Here is a 23,278-nt window from a genome sequence, read left to right as displayed (position 1 = left end):
AAATTGAAGTTATGGTTTCTAACGACAGAATATCCTCCCTTTTTTGGTGGCGGCATCGGTACTTACATGAAACATGCCGTGCAAATGTTTGCCGGTGCGGGCCATGAAGTAACGGTATTTGTCCACGGACAGGAAAATCAGGAATTGCGCCAGACGGAGCGGGTCAGAGTGGTACGCTTCCGTTCCGGCTGTGACGACCTGGGGCAGGAGACTGCCGGCCCGGAGCCCGATGATCACCCGGCCTACCCATTTAATATCATGTCCCACTGGCCGGCGCTCAGTTACTGTTATGCCATGCAGGTGCGGCGCTACATGGACCGGGAGGGGTTGCCGGATGTAATTGAGGTGCAGGATTATGGCGGCCTGGGTTATTACCTGCTGCAGCAAAAATGGCTGGGCTATGCCGGTATTTCACAAGTACCTGTTTTAGTGCACCTGCACACACCTACCTTTGAAATACTGACGCTGGATCAGTATCCGGCGTACAGACTGCCCGAATACTGGGCGGGTAGAATGGAAAAGTTCAGCATACTGGCGGCTGATGCCCTTATATGCCCCAGCAATTTTTTAAAGGATAAAGTAACTCAAACCATTACCGGTGGACGAGAGAATCTGGATATAAAAGTAATTCGCTTGCCCTTTGAACAACCGCAGCCGTTGAATACCGAGCTAACGGAACAACCGCCGGAACAGTTAAATACACTGGTTTATGTGGGGCGGATGGAACTGCGCAAAGGTGTAGTGCCCATGCTCGCTGCCTGCGACAGGCTGTGGCAAAGCGGTGAGCAATTTAAAATACTGATGGTGGGCGGTGACACCGATTTTTATACCCGGGGTATGTCCGTCGGTGATTACCTGCGGCAGTGTTACGGTCATTGGGTGGATGCGGGGTTTTTGCATTTTACCGGCAACCTGCCCCCGGAAGAATGCGCACGGCAAGTGGCTCTGGCCCGGGCGGTACTGGTGCCTTCACTATATGAGAACTTTCCGCTCACCTGTGTGGAAGCTATGCATGCGGGCAAACCCGTGATTGCATCTTCGGCGGGCGGCCAGGCAGAGATGGTGGGCGGCGCGGAATGCGGTCGTATATTCGACTGGTCTGAATCCGGTTCCCTGGAGCGCAGCATCAAGGAAATACTATCCATGTCAACTGCTGAGATTCAGGCCACGGGTAGACGGGCGCGGGCTAAAATACAGTCTATGACCGCTTATGAAAATGTATTGCCCCGACGCATGGAAGTATTTGAAGCATTAAAAAAACGGGCGGCGGACAAACGAATTTTTCCGTCCGTCAACCAGTTTGACCCCTGGCCGGTATTGCGCGAGCGGGGACCGGTGGAGTCCGGGGCGGAGGCGGGACTGCTTTCCGTGGTCATTCCGTTTTATAATATGGGCAGATATATTGATGAAACACTGCAAAGCGCTTTGAATAGCACCTACCGGCCCCTGGAAATTGTGATTGTCAACGACGGCAGCAATGATCAGCCCAGTATAAATAAACTGCGCGAAGTCGAGGCCACCGGTCCGGCTGAAGTGCGGGTGGTGCATACCGAGAATATGGGTCTGGCCAGTGCCCGCAATACCGGCGCCGCCCACGCCCGGGGGGAATTTCTGGCGCTGCTGGACGCGGACGATCTGGTGGAACCGGACTTTTACGGCCGGGCTATTAAAATATTAAATCAGTATGACAATGTTTCTCTGGTCTATGCCTGGGTGCGCTACTTTGACGCGGCCCACGGTTGTTTCATTGCCTATAACCTGGAATTCCCCTTTTTGCTGGCGCACAACATGCTGGCTGCGATTTGCGTGCTGAAGAAAGCCGATTTTATAAATTTTGCCCGGAACAACCCGAAAATGCTTTACGGTCTGGAAGATTACGAAAGCTGGATTTCTCTGTATGAATCCGGCCGGCTAGGCGTGTGCATTCCGGAATTTTTGACCAGCTACCGGGTACGGACCGATTCCATGATCAGGGGGATGAACGACAACCAGGTGCTGCGTATGTATGATGAAATAACGCGTTTGCATGCCGAGTCTTACCAGCGGTACGGGACAGAGTTATTTAGCTTGCTAAACACAAACGGGGCATCTTATACCTGGAATTCACCCGGCAATAACTGGCAGAGCGCGGAATTAAGGGCACGACACCTGGAAAGAGAAATAGCGACGTTAAATGATCAGTTGGCCCGCATCCAATATCTTGCGGCAGATGCCGGCTATATTTCCGATGCAGGCGATATAGAAGACATAGGTATAAAAAAATCCCTGCACAGCCTGGGAAAGGGACTGAAAAGAAAAAGCAGGCAATTATTTGCTAAATTCGCAAACAGGTAAAAACGCTGACAAATAGCGCGGGAGGACTACTCTTGTACAAAAAATTAATTCTTTACAGTAATCTCACCATAGCCCTGGCCTGGCGGGATGTACGGGTGCGCTACCAGCTTTCCGTATTGGGGTTGTACTGGGCGATAATCAACCCGCTACTGATGGCCATTATTTGGTCTTTTGTATTCTCATATATTTTCCGGGCGACCGGCCTGAACGGGATACCCTATGTGGTATTCTTGTTCTGTGGGCTCACCTATTGGAACCTGTTCGCCAATTCGTTGAGCAATGCGGCCACTTCTTTAACCGGCAACGCCATGCTGCTTTCCAAAGTCTACTTCCCAAGGATAATCTTACCCACGGCGGCTGTAATCGCCAGGCTGGTGGACTTTGCCTTTTCCATGCTGGTGCTGGTTTTAATCATCTGGTACTATAATTTGACCCCGGTTTGGGACCCTCTGGTACTGCTGCCCTTGCTGGCCATAGAATTTTTTTACACGCTCGGACTGGCTTATATCGTTGCTTCCTTAAATGTGCTATACCGCGATGTAGCCCAGTTGGTTAATATAATTCTTATGTTTTGGCTGTACTTATCACCTATTTTTTATATTCTGGAACAAGTACCGGAAAAAATACGCAGCTATTTTGCCTATAATACAATAGGGCTGCTGGTGGACATGCAGAGGAACGTCCTGCTGGCCGGTGACGGCGCAAACTGGCATTTGGTGCTAATTTCCCTGCTTATTTCCATAGGCGTGTTTATTCTGGGGTGGCTGGTTTTTCATTGGCTGGAGCCCCTCTTTGCCGAGGTGATGTGAATGAGCCTGCATATTGAAGTTGAAAACCTGTGCAAAAAATTTCAACTGCGCCAGCAGAGGGCGTATTCGCTTTCCAAAATAATCCACCAATTTATCGAGCGCCGCGCTTTCTCAGAAATGAAAGACTTTTGGGCGCTAAACGGGGTTTCTTTCCAGATGGAAGCAGGCGACAGCCTGGGGGTAATCGGGGTAAACGGTTCGGGTAAAAGTACGCTGCTAAAGCTGCTCACCGGTACTATGCGCCCCACCAGCGGTAGGATAACCGTCAATGGGCGTCGTTCAGCGTTGATTGAACTGGGAGCGGGCTTTCACCCCGACTTTTCCGGGCGTGAAAATGTTTATCTCAACGGCATGATCCTGGGGCTGGATAAAAACCAAATTCGCAAGAAGTTTGATGAAATTGTTGAATTTGCTGAAATAGAGCAATTTATTGATACTCCGGTAAAATACTATTCCTCAGGCATGTATGCGCGCCTGGGTTTTGCCGTAGCTACGGCAGTTGAGCCCGAGATACTGATTGTTGATGAAATTTTAGCGGTGGGTGATATGGCCTTTCAGCAAAAATGCGCCCGGCGGATTGAGGAAATGCTCGGGCGGGGAATAAGTCTGGTGCTGGTATCTCACGGCACCGATGATATTCGCCGCATCTGCAGGCGGACGCTGTGGCTTCATAAAGGTGAACCCATGAAACTCGGGCCGTCCGGTGAAGTGCTGGATTCTTACATGAATTTTATGGGTGTAGAGGAGTAAACAGCTCTGACCGGTAAATAACGTACTACGGGAGGTGCTTGAACATTAAGGAAAATTTTGAGCTGCCGCTGGTTTCGGTGGTTATTCCTTGCTACAACTATGGACAGTATGTTGAAGAAGCGGTTGAAAGCGCCCTGCAGTCAACTTATTCCAATGTGGAAGTTATTATTGTTAATGACGGGTCTACCGACGCTTATACGGTGGAGGTGCTGCGCAGGCTGGCAGACCGCGGTATAACTGTGATTTACCAGGAAAACCAGGGCCTTTCGGCGGCCAGGAACACCGGTTTCCGTGCGGCCAAAGGCAAATATGTGCTGCCTCTTGATGCCGATGACGTTATAGCCAAAACCTATATCGAACTGGGTGCCTGGCTGCTGGAAAATCGCCCGGAATTTGCTTTTATTTACTGTTATGCTCAAATTTTCGGACGGGAAAATTATATTTGGTATACCAGCCGGTACAATTTTTATGAACTGCTGCAGCATAATTACATTCCCGCTACGGCCCTGGTCCGCAAAAGCGCCTGGGAAGAAGCGGGCGGCTATGATGAAAAAATGCGGGGCGGATACGAAGACTGGGAATTCTGGATCAGGCTTGGCCGGCACGGGCATGTAGGCTACAGGGTGGAGGACACCCTGTTTTATTACCGGAAACACGGCCCTTCCATGCTGGCCGGAAGCAATAAATCAAGCCGTGAATTGATAAAGTATATACACGGAAAACATAAAGTTTTATATTATAATCCCCTGACCAGGCTCAAAATGTTAACGGGCACGCTGTGGAACAAGGTATTCTCCGCTTGGTGCGCGAGATCCGGTATATGCAGCAAAATCAAAAACCTTATATCCAAGGTTGGTTAAGGATTATTTAGACCGGCGGGTAATGCTTACGCCATACCGGGCAGCATATGTTCGCGGCCTGCGAAAAGCTTTATGAATCCTTTTAATTGGCCAACATTTTGTCCAAATCCAGCTTTTGCACTTGTTTATTCAGTGTATGGATACGTTTTTCATAATTATCCATGGTTAAGCGGTGTTGATCCGCTGCTATGGAAGTAATGATGTATTCATTTATGTCACCTGAATAATGCATGGCATCTTTATAATTATCAAGGTTGAAAGTGATATCATCCAAGTCTTGAAAATCATATACTTTAACATTCGGATACCGGCTTAAGGTCTTAACTATATAACCTTTCATATACATACAATCGTCAAAAACATCATTATTATAGTAAACTTTCTGTAATAAAATCGAGTAAGGCGGGAAAAAGAAATAAAAATTGATATCCCGGTTCTCTTGAACAACGGGGAGGATATTGTGCTTAAAATTATCCTTGAGCTTTTGCCGGGCATAAAGATTGGGGTCAAAAGCCATGTATTTAAAGATATCCCAGTTTTGAACCACCGATGCCTTGCTAAACTCGAAGGCCGAGTTCCAGTTATATAAAAGCTCCAGATTCGGCTTATGGGGCTGGGCGCCCGACATAATTACGGGCAATATTTTATAAGACTCATAGGTGGTTGATGCGTTTAATAAATACTTCGCCTTGCTGTAAAACAAATTGTCATACAAATAATCGGGAAAAGGCCCGAACTCATCCGCTACTCTGTCAGTGCTGCCGATCAGGGTGATATAATCAATACTCCAAATAACATTCTTAACCTTGCCTGTTCTAATGGCCACGTCGGCCATTAAGTGCTGCTCTTTGGCTGTGGACCCGCTGATGGAAAGTTTTAAAGTATTAAACCTCAATTGCTCGTGAATCTGGGAAGGTAAAAAGTTTTCGGTAACGGATGTACCGATAATAATGCTGTCATAATCATAATTTCTGGCCAGGCCGGGGTTTTGATAGCGCTGCTGAGTATTAAAAAAAGGCGGGTAAAAGGCCTTTCTGTAAAATTGAATCGGGTCAATTACATAATTAAAAGTGCCGACCAACAAAATAACAATTAGAAAAGTCAATCCTGTAAGATAATTCCATTTTTTATAGGTCATTATGGCTCTTTCCTTTTGCACTAGAATTGGAAATATAGGAACTGGGTAATTTTATTAAGAAACAGTATGCTGGTGGCGGCCAATAAACCGGCTGCCAGGCCATACCACCACCTGGGCTGGAATTTTTCTAAAAGCTGATTGGTATTTGGTAAAACGGTCACCCACAAAATCAGCCCCGCCAACGCTGCCAAGTGGACTATGCCTACATCCAAGCACAGAGAATCCTGAAACTTTACCCCAAGTCCGCCCAGTTCAGGTAATAAAGCTTGATACCCGGCCGGTAACACGATACCGTTCAGCCCAAGCATGGCTTTTACTATCATTAAAGCATCAGCTATGGTATTGGCTCTGAAAAACACCCAGGCAATAATAACGGAAAAGAAAGTTAAGAACCAGGCTGGCAGGCCGGGCATTTTTAGCTGCAGCCTGCGCCAGGTATGGTTAACTGCCAAGTAGAGGCCATGCATACCGCCCCATATTACAAAAGTCCAGCCCGCACCGTGCCACAGCCCTCCCAACAGCATAGTTATCAATAAGTTAAACATTTTGCAGGAATAACCTTTACGGCTGCCGCCCAGAGGAATATAAATATAATCTTTAAGGAAATTAGATAATGTGATATGCCAGCGCCGCCAGAATTCAATGATTGACCTGGATTTATAGGGCGAATCAAAGTTTATTGGCAGCCGGGTATTGAGCATTAACCCCAGGCCAATAGCCATATCCGAATAGGCCGAAAAATCCAGGTATAATTGGAAGGTATAAGCAAGTGCTCCCACCCAGGCGTCAACAAAAGTAACCTTATCCGCATGATTGAACACGGCCTCAACCCACGGTATAAGACTATCCGCCATAACCACCTTTTTAAAAAGCCCCAGGATGAACATAACTAATCCTTTGGACATGTTTTCGTGCGTAAAAATAAAAGTTTTGGCCTGGTGGAACTGGTAAACTATTTTTTTATGATCTAAAATAGGCCCCGCTATCAGGTGGGGAAAATAGGTTACAAACAGGCAATAGGAAATAAAACTTTGATTCCTGGTTTCACCTTTATATGCTTCAACCAAATAGCCAATCTGGGTAAACGTATAAAATGAAATACCCAGGGGAAGCACAATAGACGGTATGAAAATATGTACATTCAAGCTGTTATTAATTGAATCCGCAAAAAAATTAGCGTACTTAAAATAGCCTAATAACAATAGGTCCACGGTAATGCCTATAATTAAAAATAACTTTGCTCGGGACTTTGTACTTGCCATTTCAATATGCTTGCCAATATAATAATTATATAATATGGAAGCTAATAGCAACGGCAGGTATTTAATATTCCAACAGCTGTAGAAAATCAGGGATGCTATAACCAGCGAGGCCAATGCCGCATTGGTTAATTTAAATTTGGCCAGAAGGTAAAAAGCGCCCAGGGTTAGCGGTATAAAAACGAATATGAAGCTATAAGAATTAAATAGCACCTAGCTATACCACCTTATGGTAAATGGTAAATAAAACAGTCTTATTAAACGCCTAGTAGTTAATTCGACTGTTTTTTTAAATTACCTTTTTATATTTTCCACCATCTTCGCCGGTTTGTCATAATGTTGTTTCCAAGTAATGCATTAAACATAAATTTCTTAGGATTTTTATTTTACAGATTTTGCTGGAGGATTAACCATTTTTACGTAGAAAAATAGTTGATACAAACAAGCACATAAATCCCGAAACCCTGCAAATTGTTAATAAATCTATTCTTTTGGGTCGATTGATTGTGATATTAAACTTAAGCAGTTTTTGTTGGAAATGCGTTTAACGAGGACGGCTTATGAGTACCTGAAAAATACAAGATACCTATATTAGGGGGGGGATGAGATAGATCCAAGTTCACGGGAGGTTGGCAGTTAGTTGAATTGGTAGATCAAAAGATTTATAAGGAGGCATGGATAATTAAATGCAACTAAATAAAAAAACTAGTATAGTGCTGATTTTCGCAATGGCTTATATGCTGCTGGCAGCTGCCCCCGCATTTGCCGCTGACGACATGCAGCTGAATTTTGTCCCTCCGTTTAACGGCCAGCAGATGGTACAGGCCGGGAGTAATGTAACTCTGCAGGCAGCGGCTTCTAATGCGGCCGGCTATGGATATTACGTACTTGGCGCGGACCAAGATTGGATGATCGTGGATAGCGGCCAAAGCGGCAATTTAACCTTAAACGACGTTAAACCCGGTACGTACATTATTGATATGTACCCATACGGCTTAACTGTTGGTATACGTGAAATGTTCAACGTGGACAGCAGCGTATCATTGAATGTTACATCCAATGCTGACGGAACCTGCACTGCTACAGCCAATGCCCGGAATCTGGGGTGCTATGGCTCCGAAGTATGGTATGCCTTCTATTCCTTTGACGGAACAAATTACACGCTGATGGGCGATGGCTATAGTGCAAGCAATACTGCTATTATTCCCAGTGGTGCCAAGCAAGTAATCGTATATGCCAAGGACAAACAAGCTCCACTGAAAGACGAAATGTGGAAAACCTGTGTGGCCGATGTAGCCGAAGTTTCTTCAGATGAATTAGAGGTTATATCAATAAGTTAATTATTAGCTAACTCTATTGCGGTTGCCAAGAAACGCATTTAATACGGAATTTTGGGGTTTAAATATTTATTTGAATTTTATAGACTTAGTTGGAGGAATAACCATTTTTACGTAGAATAATAGTTGATACAAACAAACAAACATACAATCCATTAACTGTTAATAAGCTTTATCCTTTTAGTTAATTGATCAAAGTGTTATTAAGTCTTAGGCGGCCCTTGTTCAAGCCATGCTTAATGAGGGCTGTTTATGAGTCCCTGAAAAATACAAGATACCTGCTTAGGGGGTGATAAACAAAGATTCAAAATTCCACTGGGAGGTGAGGAGTGAGTCAAATTGGCTAATGCATATAGCCGCTCCAAAGCGTATGTATCTTTTCAAGTAAGGGTCACCCCTGAGCTCAAGGAGCAGCTGGTGCGCTTGTCCTATGAGACTGGAGTCAGTCAGGCTTCAATTGTATCAAGTGCGCTGAAGCACTATTTCTCCGCAAAAAGGGACCCCAGGGAAGATGACCAAGACAACGTTGACGAAGGCTAACATGATTAAGCAAGGTTGGGACCCTGACAGTAGGTCAAAAGATTTATAAGGAGGCATGGATAATTAAATGCAACTAAGTAAAAAAATTAGTGTAACGCTAATTTTCGCCATGGTTTGTATGCTGTTTGCAGTTGCCCCCGCATTTGCTGCTGATGAAGTACAGCTTGATTTTGTGCCCGAGTTTCCAGGTCAGCAGATGGTTGCGGCTGGAAGCAGTGTAACCCTTAAGGCGACAGCACCTAATGCAGAAGGTTATGGATTTTATGTACTTGGCCCGGACAAAGATTGGTATATAGCCCAGGGCAGCGCCAGTGACACTTTAACACTAACTGATGTTAAACCCGGCACATACATTGTTGATGCTTACCCATTTTTCTCGCAAGTTGGTAAACGTCAAATGTTCAACGTGGGAGGTAGCGTATCCCTGGATGTTACTCCCAATGCTGACGGCACCTACACAGCCACGGCCAATGCAAATAACATTGGATGCTTTGGTTCCGAAGTATGGTATGCATTTTGGGCCTTTGATGGAACTAACTATACGTTATTAGGTGATGGTAGTTACAGTGCTGAAAAAACTGTTACAGTTCCTCAATCAGCCAGGCAGGTAATTGTATATGCTAAGGATAAGTTAGCCCCTCTTACCTGGCAAACCACTGTAGCAGCTGTTAAGGATGTAACCCCGGCTAATTTAGAGGTTGTATCGGTAAGTGCTATTAACCTTAGGCAGATTGCAGTAACATTTAATGAAGAAGTTGCTTCAAACACTGTTAATGCTACCAACCTGAGAGTTTATGACGCAGCAAACAACAACCAAATTGCAGGGGTAACAGTTAAGCTTGCTGCTGATAACAAAACCGCATACTTACTTAATACCTATACACAGTTGAAAAACTACAAGGTAGTAGTAGAAAATGTTGCTTCAAAAGCAGACGCTACTAAAAAAGTAGCTAAGACTGAAAACACTGTTCAGGCTATGGATACAACCTTACCGACAGCTGAAGGTATTGCGGTTAAATCACCTAAGACTTTAGAACTAACTTTTTCCGAACCAATTAAAGATTTCCCAACTGTAGCGGGTGTAACAGACAAGGTGAAAATTGATGGAATCAACGCTTACTTTGCAACAATAGATCAGACAAAAATGGACACAGAGAACACAGTCACTGTAACATTAGGAACTGCTTTGACTGTCGGGGATCATAAAGTTAAGATTGCAGGGTTAAACGACTATGCTAATCTACCTGTAGCTGAAAAAGAATTTACTGTAACTGTTGTTGCTGATACTACCGCACCGGCAGTTGAGAGTGCCTCAGCAACATCTAAAGACAAAGTTACTGTAAAATTCAACAAGCCAGTAGATGGAGCGACAGTAACAGCAGGCACCGGAACAGATGGAACCATTAAAGTGTTTGAAGGTACTACTGCAAAAGCTATTAGTACAGCCGCTGGTGGTATTGCAACAAAAGACAACCAAACATTCGAACTCACTTTAACAGCGAATTTAGGATTAGCATCTTTAGTTGATGCAAGCATCAAGGTAAAAGGCGTTAAAGATGCTTACGGTAATGAAATTAAGGAAGAACAAGTGTTCAAGTTTACCGCCACTGATGACCAAGTTGCACCAACAGTATCAGATGTAAAAGTAAACACTGACAACACTTTAGAGGTAACATTCTCGGAAGATGTAACTAATTTTGCAGGAAATGCCAATGCATTAGAACTTTACGACAAGGACAACAAGAAAGTTGTTACCTCCTTAGCTATTGCATCAAAAACCATTGACAGCAAGCCAAGCTTAAAAGTGTACAATGTGTCAATTACCGGAGGAGCTACCCTTGCAGGCAATTACACTCTTAAATTTGTCAAAGAGCAGGTAAAAGACAATAGTATAAGGGAAAACTTCTTAGTGGAAGCAACTAAGGCAATCGCCTTCAACGACAAGGTTGCTCCAAAGGTATTAAGTGCAGTATTTGTAAACGAAACTGCAGGAGCTGACTTCAATTCCGATGGCGATGTATTAGATAGCAAAATTACCATCTATTTTGATAAGGCTATGGATGCAGCTACACTTACAAGTTCCGCTAACTATCTATTAGGCGGAAGTCCTTTAGCAGATGTAAAAGGTGCATCGCTGGCAGCAGCAGCTGATAATAAGGCTGTTACAATAACCATTAATAGAGCGGCTCCGGATACCCAGTTTGCTTTTGCAACTACTACAGATTTAAGAGTAATCGCAGTAAAAGATGCAGCTGGAAATACTCTTGATAGCAGTTTTGTAAATGCTGATCTTGGAACAGGCGGCAAAAGCTTAATTTCAGGATTTGTTTCCAACGCAGCATTCAACACCATAATTGATGTAACAAAAGTTGAAGTGATAGCCAAAAACCAAATTAAAGTTTACGCTGTAGCTGGAACCTTAATCGAATCAATTGATCCTAACAAAGTTAAGTTCGATAAGGGTGGAGCTGCTTATGCAGCACTTCAGGTCACTGGTGTAACATTAGCAACTGATAAGAAATCTGCAGTGCTAACCCTGAACAATAATCTAGGTGCTGACGCTAGTGTAGATGGTGGAGTATTGACTGTTTATGCCGACGCAGATGCAGTAGCAACATCAACAGGCGTTAAATCTGCATTAGTAGCTACTGGTTCAGGTGTAGCAGTTGTTGACAAGGTTAAACCTACCGTTCAGCCGGTTGATGGTAAGTTCCTTGTAACTGGCGATACAGTTACAGTGAAATTTGATGAAGCACTGGATGCTACTGTTACTACTGCAGCTAATGCTTTAGTTGTGAAGGATTCAAAGGGTAATCAATTAGTCCCAACATCTGATTACACAGTGGCTTACGCAAACAGCAATAAAGATTTAGCGCTAAAAATCGTTAAAGCTGGCTTTAATGATAAAGTTTCTGTATCTCTAGCAAATAACGTGACACTTAAAGATGTTATAGGAAACTTTGCAAATGACTTTGCAGCGACTGAATCCAAGGATTCTATATATATTCCAGTAGTAACTGGTATCACTGGATCAAACGCTCAAACTGCAGCTGGTGTTGCTCCAACACCATTAGTTCCGGCTGTAGCTGGTGTTGATACAATTACATTTGATACTACTGCAGGTAACTTTAATGCTGCAGAAACTGTAACAATTGATGGTCAAGCACTAACATTGGCTACAGGAGGAACTGCAGCTGTAACAGCGACTGAAGTAAAAGGACTTGCTGAAGCAAATGCAACTTTAAATGCGAAATACACAATCACTGATAATTCGGCTGGCGTGTTGACCTTTACTGAAAAGGCTGGCCAAGAAACAGCCGCAGTATTAACTGCAGTTACTTCGGCAAGCCAAGGAACAGTAACTGCAGCGTCCATTACAGTGGGTGCCCCAGAAGTACCAGCCACACCAGGAACGGCCGAAGTTAATACATTAACCATATCTGGACCGGCAACAGCAGCTGGTAATATTACAGTAACATTCAATGATGGCGGTGCCGATGTTGTGAAAACAGTTGCCGTTGCTAATGGTGAAACAGCTGCACAAGTAGCTGCTAAAATTGCAACAGCATTTGCTGGAACAACTGGTTGGACTGTAACAAATACTCCTGGTTCTGCAGATGTAGTGTTCACCGCAGCAGCACCAGCCGCAGATAAAACTGTAACAATTACCGTTGTTAACTCTTAAGAAACATAGGAAGGGGAACACAGGGGGACGGTTCTGTTGTGCAGTAGATAACCGTCCGGCGCACTAACTAACCAAACAACCAAACAGGCCGGGAGGTCCCAAAGCGGATCGCCCGGGCTTTTTTTATGTGCGCCCGGCATGGGCGTAGTCTAACGGGTGCAAGTCCCGAGTGCAGGTTGATAGTGCCAAGCACATAGCCAAAGGCAAGGGTGTCCAACGCGAGGTGGAATCTGAAGGAAGCCGGAGGCAAACTTCTGGTCTGACGAACAGGAATCACATAAGGCATCGTAAGCTGGGTAAGGTTGCATAACAAACTGAAGCCCGAAACTATCCGGAAGCTTACGGTGTAGATGTGGCAGATAGATGGAAGGAAAGACTGCGCTCTTACCCGGGGAGATCTCATGGACGTGAAGAGATAAACTTCAAATCACGGTTGAAACAAGATTTATCATGAGAAGTCAGCAGACGCCATACTACCCAGTGGAGTCGACGCCATTGGGGAAGTTAGAACACAAGCAGAACACAAGGGGACGGTTCTTTTGTGCAGTAACTAACCTGTCGCCTTCATGTGAAACACAAGGGTGAAACACAAGGGGACGGTTCTGTTGTGCAGTAGATAACCGTCCGGCGAGAAAACACAAGGGAAAACACAAGGGGACGGTTCTTTTGGGGGGACACAAGGGGACGGTTCTGTTGTGCAGTAGATAACCGTCCAGCGCACTAACTAACCAAACAACCAAACAGCCCGGGAGGTCCCACGCGGATCGCCTGGCTGTTTGCTTTGTTGGGAAAAGGAGCAGCCAAGGAGGTAAGGCTGCTTGCCAACAGAAAAAAAGCCTAGCCATCCAAAAATTCCATCAGAGACGGGAAGGGCCAGGTTGTCGCCTTCAAAAAGTCAATTCGGGTCAAAACACCTGTTAAAATAAGCAAGGAATAGCACTTAAAGTAAACCAAACCCATAAAAAAAGACCAGCAATTTGGTCTCGGAATCTGCAGAAGAACTGTTAAAACTCAAAAATGACAACACAAATAGACCACCATATTGGCAGTCAAGAAAAATAGCTTACCCGTTAATTGGCCAAACTACCCAACCAATTAAGCTGCTTTTTCATAAGTATGATAAAGCCCACCCAAAACCGGCTTGGCAACTAATGTAGTTTCCGCCATTGTTGTCTGTGGGTATTCCGGTGAAGGAATCGGTGTTTTACCATCAATCCCCTGGTGCGTCCGGTGGGTATTGGGGAAACACAAGGGGACGGTTCTGTTGTGCAGTAGATAGCCGTCCGGCGCACTAACTAACCAAACAACCAAACAGGCCGGGAGGTCCCAAAGCGGATCGCCCGGGCTTTTTTTTATTGGGTGGGGTGCGCAGGAACGCCAGGTATAAAAGAAAGGGGCCAGCGTGGGTTTGATTGCGGGTGGGGATTGGTAGCTAGCCCAGCAGGTAGGCCTGATAAGGGTTATCTGGTTACCGGGTTGGCTGGTTAATTGCGGGGGATAGTTGAGCATGAAAAAACACCTTACAGGTAGAAAGGAACACAAGGGGACGGTTCTGTTGTGCAGTAGATAACCGTCCAGCGCACTAACTAACCAAACAACCAAAAAGCTCGGGAGGTCCCACGCGGATCGCCCGGGCTGTTTTTTTTGTTGACATGGAAAGAATTTGAATGTATAATCATGTTAGCTGGCAAGCATACATGCAAAATAATATGGAGGAGGTGAGCTTGTGAGACCTATAGGTGTAAGATGCCCGCACTGCAACCATAATCTATTTGACATATCTGGCTTGGGTGAATCGGAAAAATTTATTTGCAATAATCCCGCATGCCCAGGGCATTTCAAGCATTTTAAATGCCCGACATGTGGAGAGGTAGTCAAGAAAGTTAAAGTTCTTGGAATTGGACACCAAATATTAACCTGCGAGAATGGCCATGAGTGGGATACATTAGCCTAATAATTTTTGAAAGGAGTGTCAGAGTGCTACATCTGGATTTCCGAAAGAAAAAGAACGGTGTGCCCATACTGAGCCAACAGGAAATTGATAATATGGCTGAGGCACTCTTAATGGATTATGATCCGGAATTGCTGGAGCAGCCTACTAGTTTAGACATTGAGATGTTTTCCGAAAGTTATGTAGAGCTGGAGATGGATTACAAGGATTTAACCCCCGACCAATCGATCTTAGGTGCCACGGTGTTTGGTGATGGGTATACAAAGGTGTATGATTTTGATAAAGGCGAAATGGTGCCAATACCTGTAGTAGAAGGAACCGTCATTATTGATAACTCGCTCTTGAACCCGGAGCAGCTTCGCCGGGGGAGGTTTACTCTAGGACATGAAATAGGCCACTGGTTATTTCATCGCCATATGTATATCGTTGATAAAAACCAAATAACCCTGTTTGACGATCTGCCAGAAACAGAACCAATCATAAAATGCCGCAATAACGACATTGAAAACCCTGGCAGGAAACTTGAAACGGATGACGACTGGATGGAGTGGCATGCCGATTACTTTGCATCAGCCCTGCTAATGCCTAAAACAACTTTCAAAAAGGCAGTCCAAAAAATGTTTATGCAGGTGGGGTTATTGGATAGCTACTACCGGCTCGGTACTGATCATGATTTGGATTTGTGGGCTTTACAATTACCCCGGGACCTTGCGGACATCTTTAATGTTTCAGTTGCAGCCGCCAGAATTAGGCTTAAAAAACTAGGAATCATCGTGGAGCCCAAAGTGGGGCCGCATCTCCTATTTGACAGCACTGTATAAGCACAAAGGCTAACGAAGAAGTTAGCATAGAGAGGTGGATAACATGGAAAAGTTCGGTGAATTTATTGCCAAAATAAGGAAATCAAGAGGTATTACCTTAAGAGGTATGGCCGAAAGACTGGATATTTCGCCAGCCTACTTAAGTGACATTGAAAAAAGCAGGAGAAATCCGCCCGACCTAACCATGCTTGAAAGGATGGCTAGTGAGCTAAATATGAGCCAAGATCAAAAAGACACCATGTTTGACCTGGCGGGAAAAGACCGGGAAGAAATATCCCCCGATCTTCCCGACTACATCATGGGGAAACCATCGGCTAGAATTGCTCTTAGAAAAGCTCGCAGAATGGATGCCTCCGATGCTTTTTGGGAGGAAGTCATTAAAAAACTGGATGAGGAATAAGGAGGGTGCCTATGATCGAAATGTTTAAACACATGATCGAAGAGCGATGTTATGACGATATCTACAGCGCCATGAATAACGAGATATCCGATAACTACGACCGGTATGACCTGGAGACCAGAACTAATGTGGTCAATGAAATACTGAGCGCCTCACTGGATCATGTGGAAATATTGCGGGTCTACAATGTAAAGCAAGATTCGGATGGGGTCACCTTTACAGCATTAGGCAAAACACAAGGGGACGGTTCTACTGTGCAGTAGATAACCGTCCTGCGCACTAACTAACCAAACAACCAAAAAGCTCGGGAGGTCCCACGCGGATCGCCCGGCCGATTTCTTTCTGCCCGGCACATTTCCATAGGCAATCATAAGGGCCGCTCCGATTTCGCGGCTTCTAGGGGCATTTCTGCGGGCCGTTTTTTCAGGACAAGGCACTGTCGCACCTGACGAGAGAACGGTACACGGCAGGCAGCGGCAGATTTCCGGGGTGAATCCGGGACGGCTACGGCAACGTGAAAACCTAAGAAAATAAATCATATAGCTTGTCCACTTCAAAAAGTCCATCCGGGGAATTGGGTTAGTAAAAAATATAATAGCAACATAAAAATGTAATACGGTGACATAAAAAAAGGCCAATAACCTGACCAAAAAACAAGCCTAAAATATAAAAAGACATAACAAAACAAACCTTTGCAGGAACAAAGATTTCTCGCCAGCTAATTAACTAGGCCACTTCTTTTTCATATGTGTGATAAAGCCCCCCCAGAATAGGCGTTGACTTTAACTTAGTCTCTGCCGCTGTAGTTGGTGGATACTCCGGTGAAGGAATCGGCGTTTGGCTTGCTATTTCCGGTGTTGAGGAATTCCGGCAATAAAGGTAAACTATAGTGAGAGAGGGGTGCGCTTATTGACTCTTTCATTTTGGTTAATACTATTGCTGCCGGTGGTGCTAAATATCAAAGGAGATTTAGCGATCTTTGTATTCTTCGCCATGAACTCTGTCCTATGCTATTTTATGCAGTATGCTAAGGTACACATACAGATCGCGGCCAGTGTTGCCGGGTATGGAGACAGGATGGACGAGCTAAAGGAAGAAGGATCGACGCTCAAAGATGCGTTTGAAGTGTACATAGAGCAAGTGAACCCGGAAGAAGTCGAACACTTCATACCGAAACCGATTCACTACGCTGCCAACAGTAGTGTGGGCATTTGCATAATCGGTATAATATTTGGTGTTGTTCAGATAGCGAGAGCCTTAATGTAGGAATTTGATGACTAAACCAGAAAACACAAGGGGACGGTTCTGTTGTGCAGTAGATAACCGTCCGGCGCACTAACTAACCAAACAACCAAACAGCCTGGGAGGTCCAACACGGATCGCCCGGGCTGTTTTATTTTTTGGGTGGGGTGCGCAGGAACGCTGGGTATAAAGGAAAGGGGCTGGCGTGGGTTGAGGCGGGTGGGGCTTGGTAGCTAGCCCGGCAGGTAGGTGATGGACACAAGGGGACGGTTCTTTTGTGCAGTAGATAACCGTCCGGCGCACTAACTAATCAAACAACCAAACAGCCCGGGAGGTCCTACACGAAGGAAACACAAGGGGACGGTTCTTATGTGTTGTTTTTCTCCCCAACTTGGTGTAAAATTTACATCAGGGGTGAAAAAATGCCAAGGGCAGCGAGGGAAAAAAGCAGCACCGGGAACACGAGGGGACGGTTCTTTTGTGCAGTAGATAACCGTCCGGCGCACTAACTAACCAAACAACCAAACAGCCCGGGAGGTCCCAAAAAGCGGATCACCCGGGCTTTTTTTTATTGGGTGGGGTGCGCAGGAACGCCAGGTATAGAAGAACACAAGGGGACGGTTCTGTTGTGCAGTAGATAACCGTCCGGCGCACTAACTAACCAAACAACCAAACAGCCGGGAGGTCCCACGCGGATCGCCCGGCTGTTTTCTTTCTGTCTGGCATGTTTTAAAAGGCAATCATAAGGGCCACGTCATTTTCTCGCCTTCCTGGGCCGTTTCTGTGGCCCGTTTTTCCAGAAACAATTTCCTTCCCGCAACTTCCCAGGAGAAAAACTGTCACTTTCCCGCGATCTTCCCGGAACAAAAAATTAGTAGACGAGGAAACACAAGGGGACGGTTCTTATGTGTTGTTTTTCTCCCCAACTTGGTGTAAAATTTACATCAGGGGTGAAAAAATGCCAAGGGCAGCGAGGGAAAAAAGCAGCACCGGGATTTATCACGTGATGCTAAGGGGTATCAACCATCAAATCATTTTCGAGGATGATGAGGATTACCAAAAATACCTGCAAACCTTAAAGACTTACCAGGAAAAGAGCGGCTACATAATCTATGCCTGGTGCCTAATGGGCAATCATCTTCACTTGTTGGTAAAAGAAGAGACCGAGGATTTAGGTATTGCTTTCAGGCGGATTGGGGCCAGCTATGTGTACTGGTACAATTGGAAGTATGGCCGCCGGGGGCATTTGTTCCAGGATCGGTTTAAAAGTGAAGCCGTTGAAGACGACAGCTATTTTCTGACGGTGATCCGCTACATACACCAAAACCCGTTAAAGGCTGGGATCGTAAAGGACATAACCGATTACCGGTGGAGCAGTTACGGGGAATACATAGGGAAACCGTGGATTTGTGATACAGATTTTGCTCTCAACATGTTCTCCACCGACCGGACGAAGGCGGTAAAATTGTTCAAGGAATTTAACTTGGCGGAGAATGAAGATCGGTGCCTAGATTATGATCAAGCCGTTAGGGTGAATGATACTGAGGCTGCCGATTTCATTAAAAGCATTTCTGGCGTTGGAAGTCCAACTGAGGTTCAAGGCTTTGACAAGGGCAAACGCAATGAAATTATTAAGGCATGCAAGGAGAAAGGTTTATCTTTTAGGCAGATTGAGCGGCTTACTGGCGTTAGTTTTGGGGTTATACGGTCGGTGTAGCTTATTTGGCAGCCTAGCGGGTGTGTGTTTCCAATTGGCTGGTTAATTGCCGGTGATAATTGGCATCAAAAAACACCGCACAGGCGGACCAGGGGGACGGTTCCTGTGGTTCGCAATGACAGTCGCAATAACTGAAAAGTAACTCGAACGGCCGGGAGGTCCTACGTGGATCGCCCGGCTGTTCTCTTTTTTCTTTTTAACGTAATGTTTATTATCGGAAATAACTAAAAAATGTATTGTCTAAAAATATTTATTCATTTAAAAAAGCCAGTTTACGTTTTAAAGTAATGATATAATAAAATAAAAATGCCGAGGTTTGGGAGTATTGGATATAAAACAGATACGGAATAAAATACTAACTGGCGAGTGGGTTCTTAGTCAACATGCTAGGAAAAGAGCAGGACAGCGCTGTGTTAAGAATTTTGAAATTGTTATTGCAATTGCAAATGGAGAAATTCTAGAGAATTACCCGGAGGATCAAAGAGGCCATAGCTGCCTGGTGCTTGGTTATACTAAAGATGGGAAAGCCTTGCACGCAGTATGTGGTTTTGACCCATGTGGCACCTTGGTAATAATCACTGTTTACTTTCCAGAACCGCCCAAATGGAAAGATCCAAAGACACGGGGGAAGGATGTATGAAATGATTAGCAAGTGTTTAATGTGCGGCGGAAAAACCGTCAAAAAGATAGTAACCACAGAAAACTGGTGGGGTGAAAAATTAACACTGATTGAGAATGTCCCGGCTTGGGTATGTGATACGTGTGGAGAGCAATTTTTTGAGCCAGAGGTATGCGAGGAATTGGATCGTTTACGGGATACCCCGCCAGTTGCAAAAAAGACGATAAAAGTGCCTGTTTACAATTTCCCTAAAAATGTTTACACGAGGTAATTCTGAAGAAGCATACGGACCAGGGGACGGACCAGGGGGACGGTTCCTGTGGTTCGCAATGACAGTCGCAATAACTGAAAAGTAACTCGAACGGTCGGGAGGTCCTATGCGGATCGCCCGGCTGTTTTCTTTCTGTTCCTGTGCCCTGGCCGCCGGGTACAGTCAGCCATCCCGCTCCCCCGATCTCCGTATTTGCCGACAGTGGTCCACTTCAAAAACTCCATCCTGGGCTAGCTGGCTTCCAGATAACACAATATGAGTATAATAATGTAATCTAATAGCATAAAAAAAATATGAATTTCCGGGTTTCAAATTGCCATTAACGGTGGTTTGAGAAACGCTTTCTTGGACTTACAGATAAAAAAAGGCACCATGAAAAAACAAACCTTCGAGGAAGGCCTTTTCTGCCAAAAGGGAAACTGCTATTGATATTTAAGCAACTTCTTTTTCATATGTGTGATAAAGACCACCCAAAACCGGCGTTGACTTTAACTTTGTCTCCGCCGCAGTGGTGGATTCATATTTTTGTGTTGGAATTGGGGTTTGACCGTCAAGCCCTAGGTGAGTCCGGTGTGGATTATAATATTTATGAACATATTCGCTTAGCAAATAATGTAAGTGTCTTTCGTTAAATGGTATAATGTGATTCAAAAGTTCCTGTCGCAAGGTACCGATAACCCTTTCCGCGTAAGGATTTTGCCACGGTGCCTTGATAGCCGTTCTCTTAGATTTTATCCTAGAGGCGGCTAAAAAACATTGGAAATCTTTAGAGGTAAAAACCGCATCATTATCATGGACCAAGTATTTCGGTTTATGATCGTAAGGCGTTGTATTTCGGAATTGCTGTTTAAGCCAGAAAACATTAGGATTAGTGGTAACAGAAAAATGTTCAATTTTCCGGGTGCCATGGTTTATTATTACCAGAACGTATAAAACTTTGAACATGAGGGTTGGAGCGGTAAAAAAGTCTACTCCCCAAGTATCGGGAGCGTGATTCTTTAGAAACATTTTCCACGATTGAATTTGCTTTTCCGTTGGGGGTTTCCTGATGGAAGGGAGATATTTAGCAATGGTGTTGGGAGACGGTGCATCAGTAACATTTTTCAAAAGTAGCTTTTCACGTATCTTTTCTGGGGAGAGCGATGGGTTTTCTTCATACATTTGCTTAATAATGTCAATGGCCTCCTGGGAAATTGGCGGGCGACCTATCCTTTTAGATTTTTTAAACCAATAAAGCTTAAAAGCTGTTTTATGCCATTTTATAACTGTTTTAGGTTTGAAGGTAGGTAGGCATTCCTTCCACCGGGCAAAGCGTTTGGAAAGCAGCACCATCTTTTGCCGAAAGGCGGGTGTCGCTTTAGGTTTAGGCCGTTTGCCGGTTTTAACGTCATGATCATATAAAGCTAATTGTGATCGCAACATAAAATTTTCTTGTCGCAGTTGTTCATGAGATTTGAAAAGGTTAACAAAATTCTGATATAGATCAGAGGCCCATTCCTTAAAATATTGAAACAAAGCTTCAAAATCCATAATGCACCATCCTATTTTATTTTGGCCTCTATTATATGGAAGTAAAATGGACGGTGCAAAACATTTATTACCAGCGAGCTGGTGGGTTAAAAATAAATAAAGCCAGCTATGCGGGTAATTATTTAGGACCCCTCCAAAACCCAATATGCTAACCTGCTCGCCTGGTTACTCTGGTATAATTGGACAAGGAGGGGAGGCTATGGACCAAAATCTAAAGGATTACATAAAAGCAACCACAAATCTCTATGGTGTTATTCACAAGGCCAAATTCCTGGAAATTTATAATTCCCAGAACAAAGAGCAAATCAGTGTTGAGGATTTCTCATCGCATGAATACATACTTTACAATTGCTTTGCCTCCATCCAAGGTGACCACCTTGTCAGGGTGTCCATAATACAGGAAACCTTAAGGCCCACGCTTAAAATACAAAAAGGCAAGCCACACTTTGTCCCGGATCGTGAAGAGCTGCTGAAATACACCGATAAGGATTACTTTGAAGATACCGGAGAGTTTAAAGAATTGCAGCGATTCCTGAAAAGTTTTTTTCTAATCCGCAAAAAGGCGGTGGAGTTCAGTAAACAAATTCGCCGGTTCTGCTGGTCGTTTGTTACTTTTCACAGCCAGATGGGTTATTATTGGGCGCAGCACCGGTTTAATATTAAGAACAGGGCGAAAGCCCAGGAGTTTTTGTTTTTGTTAACGAACCTGCGGTATAACACTAGGGCCTGGGAGCATAACGGTCACACCCTGAATGAATTGCAAAATGTGGTGAGCAAAAGGGAAATTGAGCGGTTGCTATCGTATGGTTTGGAAGAGAATTATTTTCCGGTAATTAACCGGCCAGGTAGGTAGGTTTAATGGGTTTTATCCCTAGTAGGCGTCATAGCCGGGGGTGGGGCCATTGGTTGTCGGAGTTATTATCAGTTTTGGTAGGGATGACAGCCAAGCAGTTAGGCTATGGTGCGGGTAGGTTTAGCTTACCTAGTTGGTTGCTAAATTATTGGAAGGTAATTATTTCGGATTTCGTTGTATGGTGGACAAAGGGGTGGCGAGAGATTATGAAAAGGTTAAATTTTAAATACATATTATTTGGTCTAGCTTTCATTGGTATAGTGATTACATTTCCGCTTATTATGGATAGGTGGATAATTGGAAATACTGTGTATTCTAATATAGATAATTCGGTTTGGGTATCTTTTTTTGGAAGTTACATAGGGGCTATTCTAGGTGGGATATTTACTTTTATAGGTGTTAAAATAACTTTATATAATAGTGTGGAAAAGGAAAAACAGCGTGATATGTTAGTTTTGCAATTAAAATTAACTTATAATGATATTTATCGTTTTGCTAATTCTAATCCTGAAAATAAATATCCAATACAGCAGTTTTTGGTAGATAAGGGTTGGCCAGACAGACTGGCAACAATTCATAGCAATATAAACAGAAAGGATTTTCAAAATATTTATATGTGGTTTGCAGCCTTGGAATTTTTAAAGACTCATCAGGACGAGAATGGATTGGTTAAAGCGTCTATTATTAAGGCATCTTTTGGAGATATTCTTTCTGATGTGTCTGAATTGATTGAAAGACTAGAGAAATCAAGTATATAGTATTTCAGGGAAAAGCCCTTTACTTCGCAAGGGTGTAAGTTGTCAACCGAACTTGGTTTAAAATTTAAAAAATACCTCACAGCTAGAAAATACTAGGGAGGTGTTTTGTTTTATCCCCGGCAAACCTTGGTGGTAACCAAGAGGATGGGGGTTTTTATAGGAGAAAATAATATAACCAGCCGGGCAGGTAGGCCTCATTGGCGTTATCTGATTTGTTAAATATTTTCTACCTTATTCAATCAACTGGTGAAACAATTTTATAGAGTCCTGGAAATTAATAAGCGCCATGGTAGACGATGGCCTAATTGCCGGGCTTTACGTCTATGTTTGGCGGGGAAAATGGCCCTGGCTGGTCCCTTTTTACCGCCTTGATAAAATAGGCCAACCGTATTCCAAACGCCAGT

At 44.3% G+C, this 23,278-nt stretch carries 20 protein-coding genes; 16 read left to right on the top strand and 4 right to left on the bottom strand.

Translation table 11 applies throughout. The features are described from left to right. Window positions 1–3 precede the first annotated feature (3 nt). The 4 genes from DESGI_RS21675 to DESGI_RS21660 are packed head-to-tail and all read left to right on the top strand — an operon-like array spanning window position 4 to window position 4,753. Window positions 4–2,334 carry a glycosyltransferase gene (locus tag DESGI_RS21675; protein ID WP_006522369.1) on the top strand — a complete coding sequence of 777 codons (2,331 nt, stop codon included), beginning with the start codon at window positions 4–6 and terminating at the stop codon, window positions 2,332–2,334. A gap of 32 nt (window positions 2,335–2,366) precedes the next feature. Next, the gene (locus tag DESGI_RS21670) at window positions 2,367–3,143 is read left to right on the top strand and encodes an ABC transporter permease (protein ID WP_006522370.1); all 777 of its coding nucleotides are present in this window, start codon (window positions 2,367–2,369) and stop codon (window positions 3,141–3,143) included. Beyond that, window positions 3,144–3,893, top strand: a complete 750-nt coding sequence (locus DESGI_RS21665) for an ABC transporter ATP-binding protein (protein ID WP_006522371.1) — start codon at window positions 3,144–3,146, stop codon at window positions 3,891–3,893. A 38-nt stretch (window positions 3,894–3,931) separates the two neighbouring features. Further along, window positions 3,932–4,753 carry a glycosyltransferase family 2 protein gene (locus DESGI_RS21660; protein WP_006522372.1) on the top strand — a complete coding sequence of 274 codons (822 nt, stop codon included), beginning with the start codon at window positions 3,932–3,934 and terminating at the stop codon, window positions 4,751–4,753. Window positions 4,754–4,835: 82 nt separating this feature from the next. On the opposite strand, the gene DESGI_RS21655 is transcribed toward DESGI_RS21660, so the two are convergent. Both DESGI_RS21655 and DESGI_RS21650 read right to left on the bottom strand, forming a co-directional pair. Next, window positions 4,836–5,891 (bottom strand): hypothetical protein, encoded by a 1,056-nt coding sequence (locus tag DESGI_RS21655; protein WP_006522373.1) that lies wholly within the window; start codon window positions 5,889–5,891, stop codon window positions 4,836–4,838. A 20-nt stretch (window positions 5,892–5,911) separates the two neighbouring features. Next, on the bottom strand, window positions 5,912–7,363 hold the full coding sequence (locus DESGI_RS21650) for an MBOAT family O-acyltransferase (protein ID WP_006522374.1): 1,452 nt from the start codon (window positions 7,361–7,363) through the stop codon (window positions 5,912–5,914). Window positions 7,364–7,836: 473 nt separating this feature from the next. On the opposite strand from DESGI_RS21650, the gene DESGI_RS21645 reads away from it, so the two are divergent. The 3 genes from DESGI_RS21645 (at window position 7,837) to DESGI_RS21635 (ending at window position 12,712) form a co-directional block, all read left to right on the top strand. After that, window positions 7,837–8,490 (top strand): hypothetical protein, encoded by a 654-nt coding sequence (locus DESGI_RS21645; RefSeq protein WP_006522375.1) that lies wholly within the window; start codon window positions 7,837–7,839, stop codon window positions 8,488–8,490. A gap of 336 nt (window positions 8,491–8,826) precedes the next feature. Continuing rightward, window positions 8,827–9,027, top strand: a complete 201-nt coding sequence (locus DESGI_RS21640; RefSeq protein ID WP_006522376.1) for a hypothetical protein — start codon at window positions 8,827–8,829, stop codon at window positions 9,025–9,027. Between the two features lie 67 nt (window positions 9,028–9,094). After that, window positions 9,095–12,712, top strand: a complete 3,618-nt coding sequence (locus DESGI_RS21635) for an Ig-like domain-containing domain (protein WP_006522377.1) — start codon at window positions 9,095–9,097, stop codon at window positions 12,710–12,712. Between the two features lie 1,095 nt (window positions 12,713–13,807). Here the strand turns inward: DESGI_RS21635 and DESGI_RS21630 are convergent. Further along, window positions 13,808–14,221 carry a hypothetical protein gene (locus DESGI_RS21630; RefSeq protein WP_041285036.1) on the bottom strand — a complete coding sequence of 138 codons (414 nt, stop codon included), beginning with the start codon at window positions 14,219–14,221 and terminating at the stop codon, window positions 13,808–13,810. Between the two features lie 468 nt (window positions 14,222–14,689). Here DESGI_RS21630 and DESGI_RS21625 point away from each other — a divergent pair, with 468 nt between their 5' ends. The 7 genes from DESGI_RS21625 (at window position 14,690) to DESGI_RS21595 (ending at window position 19,733) form a co-directional block, all read left to right on the top strand. After that, window positions 14,690–15,484 carry an ImmA/IrrE family metallo-endopeptidase gene (locus DESGI_RS21625; protein WP_006524164.1) on the top strand — a complete coding sequence of 265 codons (795 nt, stop codon included), beginning with the start codon at window positions 14,690–14,692 and terminating at the stop codon, window positions 15,482–15,484. Between the two features lie 43 nt (window positions 15,485–15,527). Further along, the gene (locus DESGI_RS21620) at window positions 15,528–15,884 is read left to right on the top strand and encodes a helix-turn-helix domain-containing protein (RefSeq protein WP_006524165.1); all 357 of its coding nucleotides are present in this window, start codon (window positions 15,528–15,530) and stop codon (window positions 15,882–15,884) included. Window positions 15,885–15,895: 11 nt separating this feature from the next. Then, on the top strand, window positions 15,896–16,147 hold the full coding sequence (locus tag DESGI_RS21615) for a hypothetical protein (protein WP_006524166.1): 252 nt from the start codon (window positions 15,896–15,898) through the stop codon (window positions 16,145–16,147). 646 nt (window positions 16,148–16,793) lie between these two features. Further along, on the top strand, window positions 16,794–17,150 hold the full coding sequence (locus DESGI_RS21610; protein WP_006524168.1) for a hypothetical protein: 357 nt from the start codon (window positions 16,794–16,796) through the stop codon (window positions 17,148–17,150). Window positions 17,151–18,084: 934 nt separating this feature from the next. Beyond that, window positions 18,085–18,843, top strand: a complete 759-nt coding sequence (locus DESGI_RS21605) for a transposase (protein ID WP_006524169.1) — start codon at window positions 18,085–18,087, stop codon at window positions 18,841–18,843. A gap of 325 nt (window positions 18,844–19,168) precedes the next feature. After that, window positions 19,169–19,483 (top strand): DUF4258 domain-containing protein, encoded by a 315-nt coding sequence (locus tag DESGI_RS21600; protein ID WP_006524170.1) that lies wholly within the window; start codon window positions 19,169–19,171, stop codon window positions 19,481–19,483. Continuing rightward, window positions 19,476–19,733 carry a type II toxin-antitoxin system MqsA family antitoxin gene (locus DESGI_RS21595; protein ID WP_245561131.1) on the top strand — a complete coding sequence of 86 codons (258 nt, stop codon included), beginning with the start codon at window positions 19,476–19,478 and terminating at the stop codon, window positions 19,731–19,733. Before DESGI_RS21600 ends, DESGI_RS21595 begins: the two co-directional genes overlap by 8 nt. Before the next feature lie 432 nt (window positions 19,734–20,165). Here the strand turns inward: DESGI_RS21595 and DESGI_RS21590 are convergent, their stop codons facing one another. Next, window positions 20,166–21,263, bottom strand: a complete 1,098-nt coding sequence (locus tag DESGI_RS21590) for an integrase core domain-containing protein (RefSeq protein WP_006524172.1) — start codon at window positions 21,261–21,263, stop codon at window positions 20,166–20,168. 199 nt (window positions 21,264–21,462) lie between these two features. Here DESGI_RS21590 and DESGI_RS21585 point away from each other — a divergent pair, with 199 nt between their 5' ends. Further along, window positions 21,463–22,116 (top strand): hypothetical protein, encoded by a 654-nt coding sequence (locus tag DESGI_RS21585; protein WP_006524173.1) that lies wholly within the window; start codon window positions 21,463–21,465, stop codon window positions 22,114–22,116. Between the two features lie 53 nt (window positions 22,117–22,169). Beyond that, window positions 22,170–22,874, top strand: coding sequence for a hypothetical protein (locus tag DESGI_RS21580; RefSeq protein ID WP_041285035.1), 705 nt, complete (start codon window positions 22,170–22,172; stop codon window positions 22,872–22,874). The last annotated feature ends 404 nt before the right edge of the window (window positions 22,875–23,278 follow it).

The organism is Desulfoscipio gibsoniae DSM 7213, assembly GCF_000233715.2.
In the GTDB taxonomy this organism is placed as follows: domain Bacteria; phylum Bacillota; class Desulfotomaculia; order Desulfotomaculales; family Desulfallaceae; genus Sporotomaculum; species Sporotomaculum gibsoniae.
The sequence above is the reverse complement of the archived record's forward strand: the minus strand, read 5'-3'. Positions and strand labels throughout refer to the sequence as shown.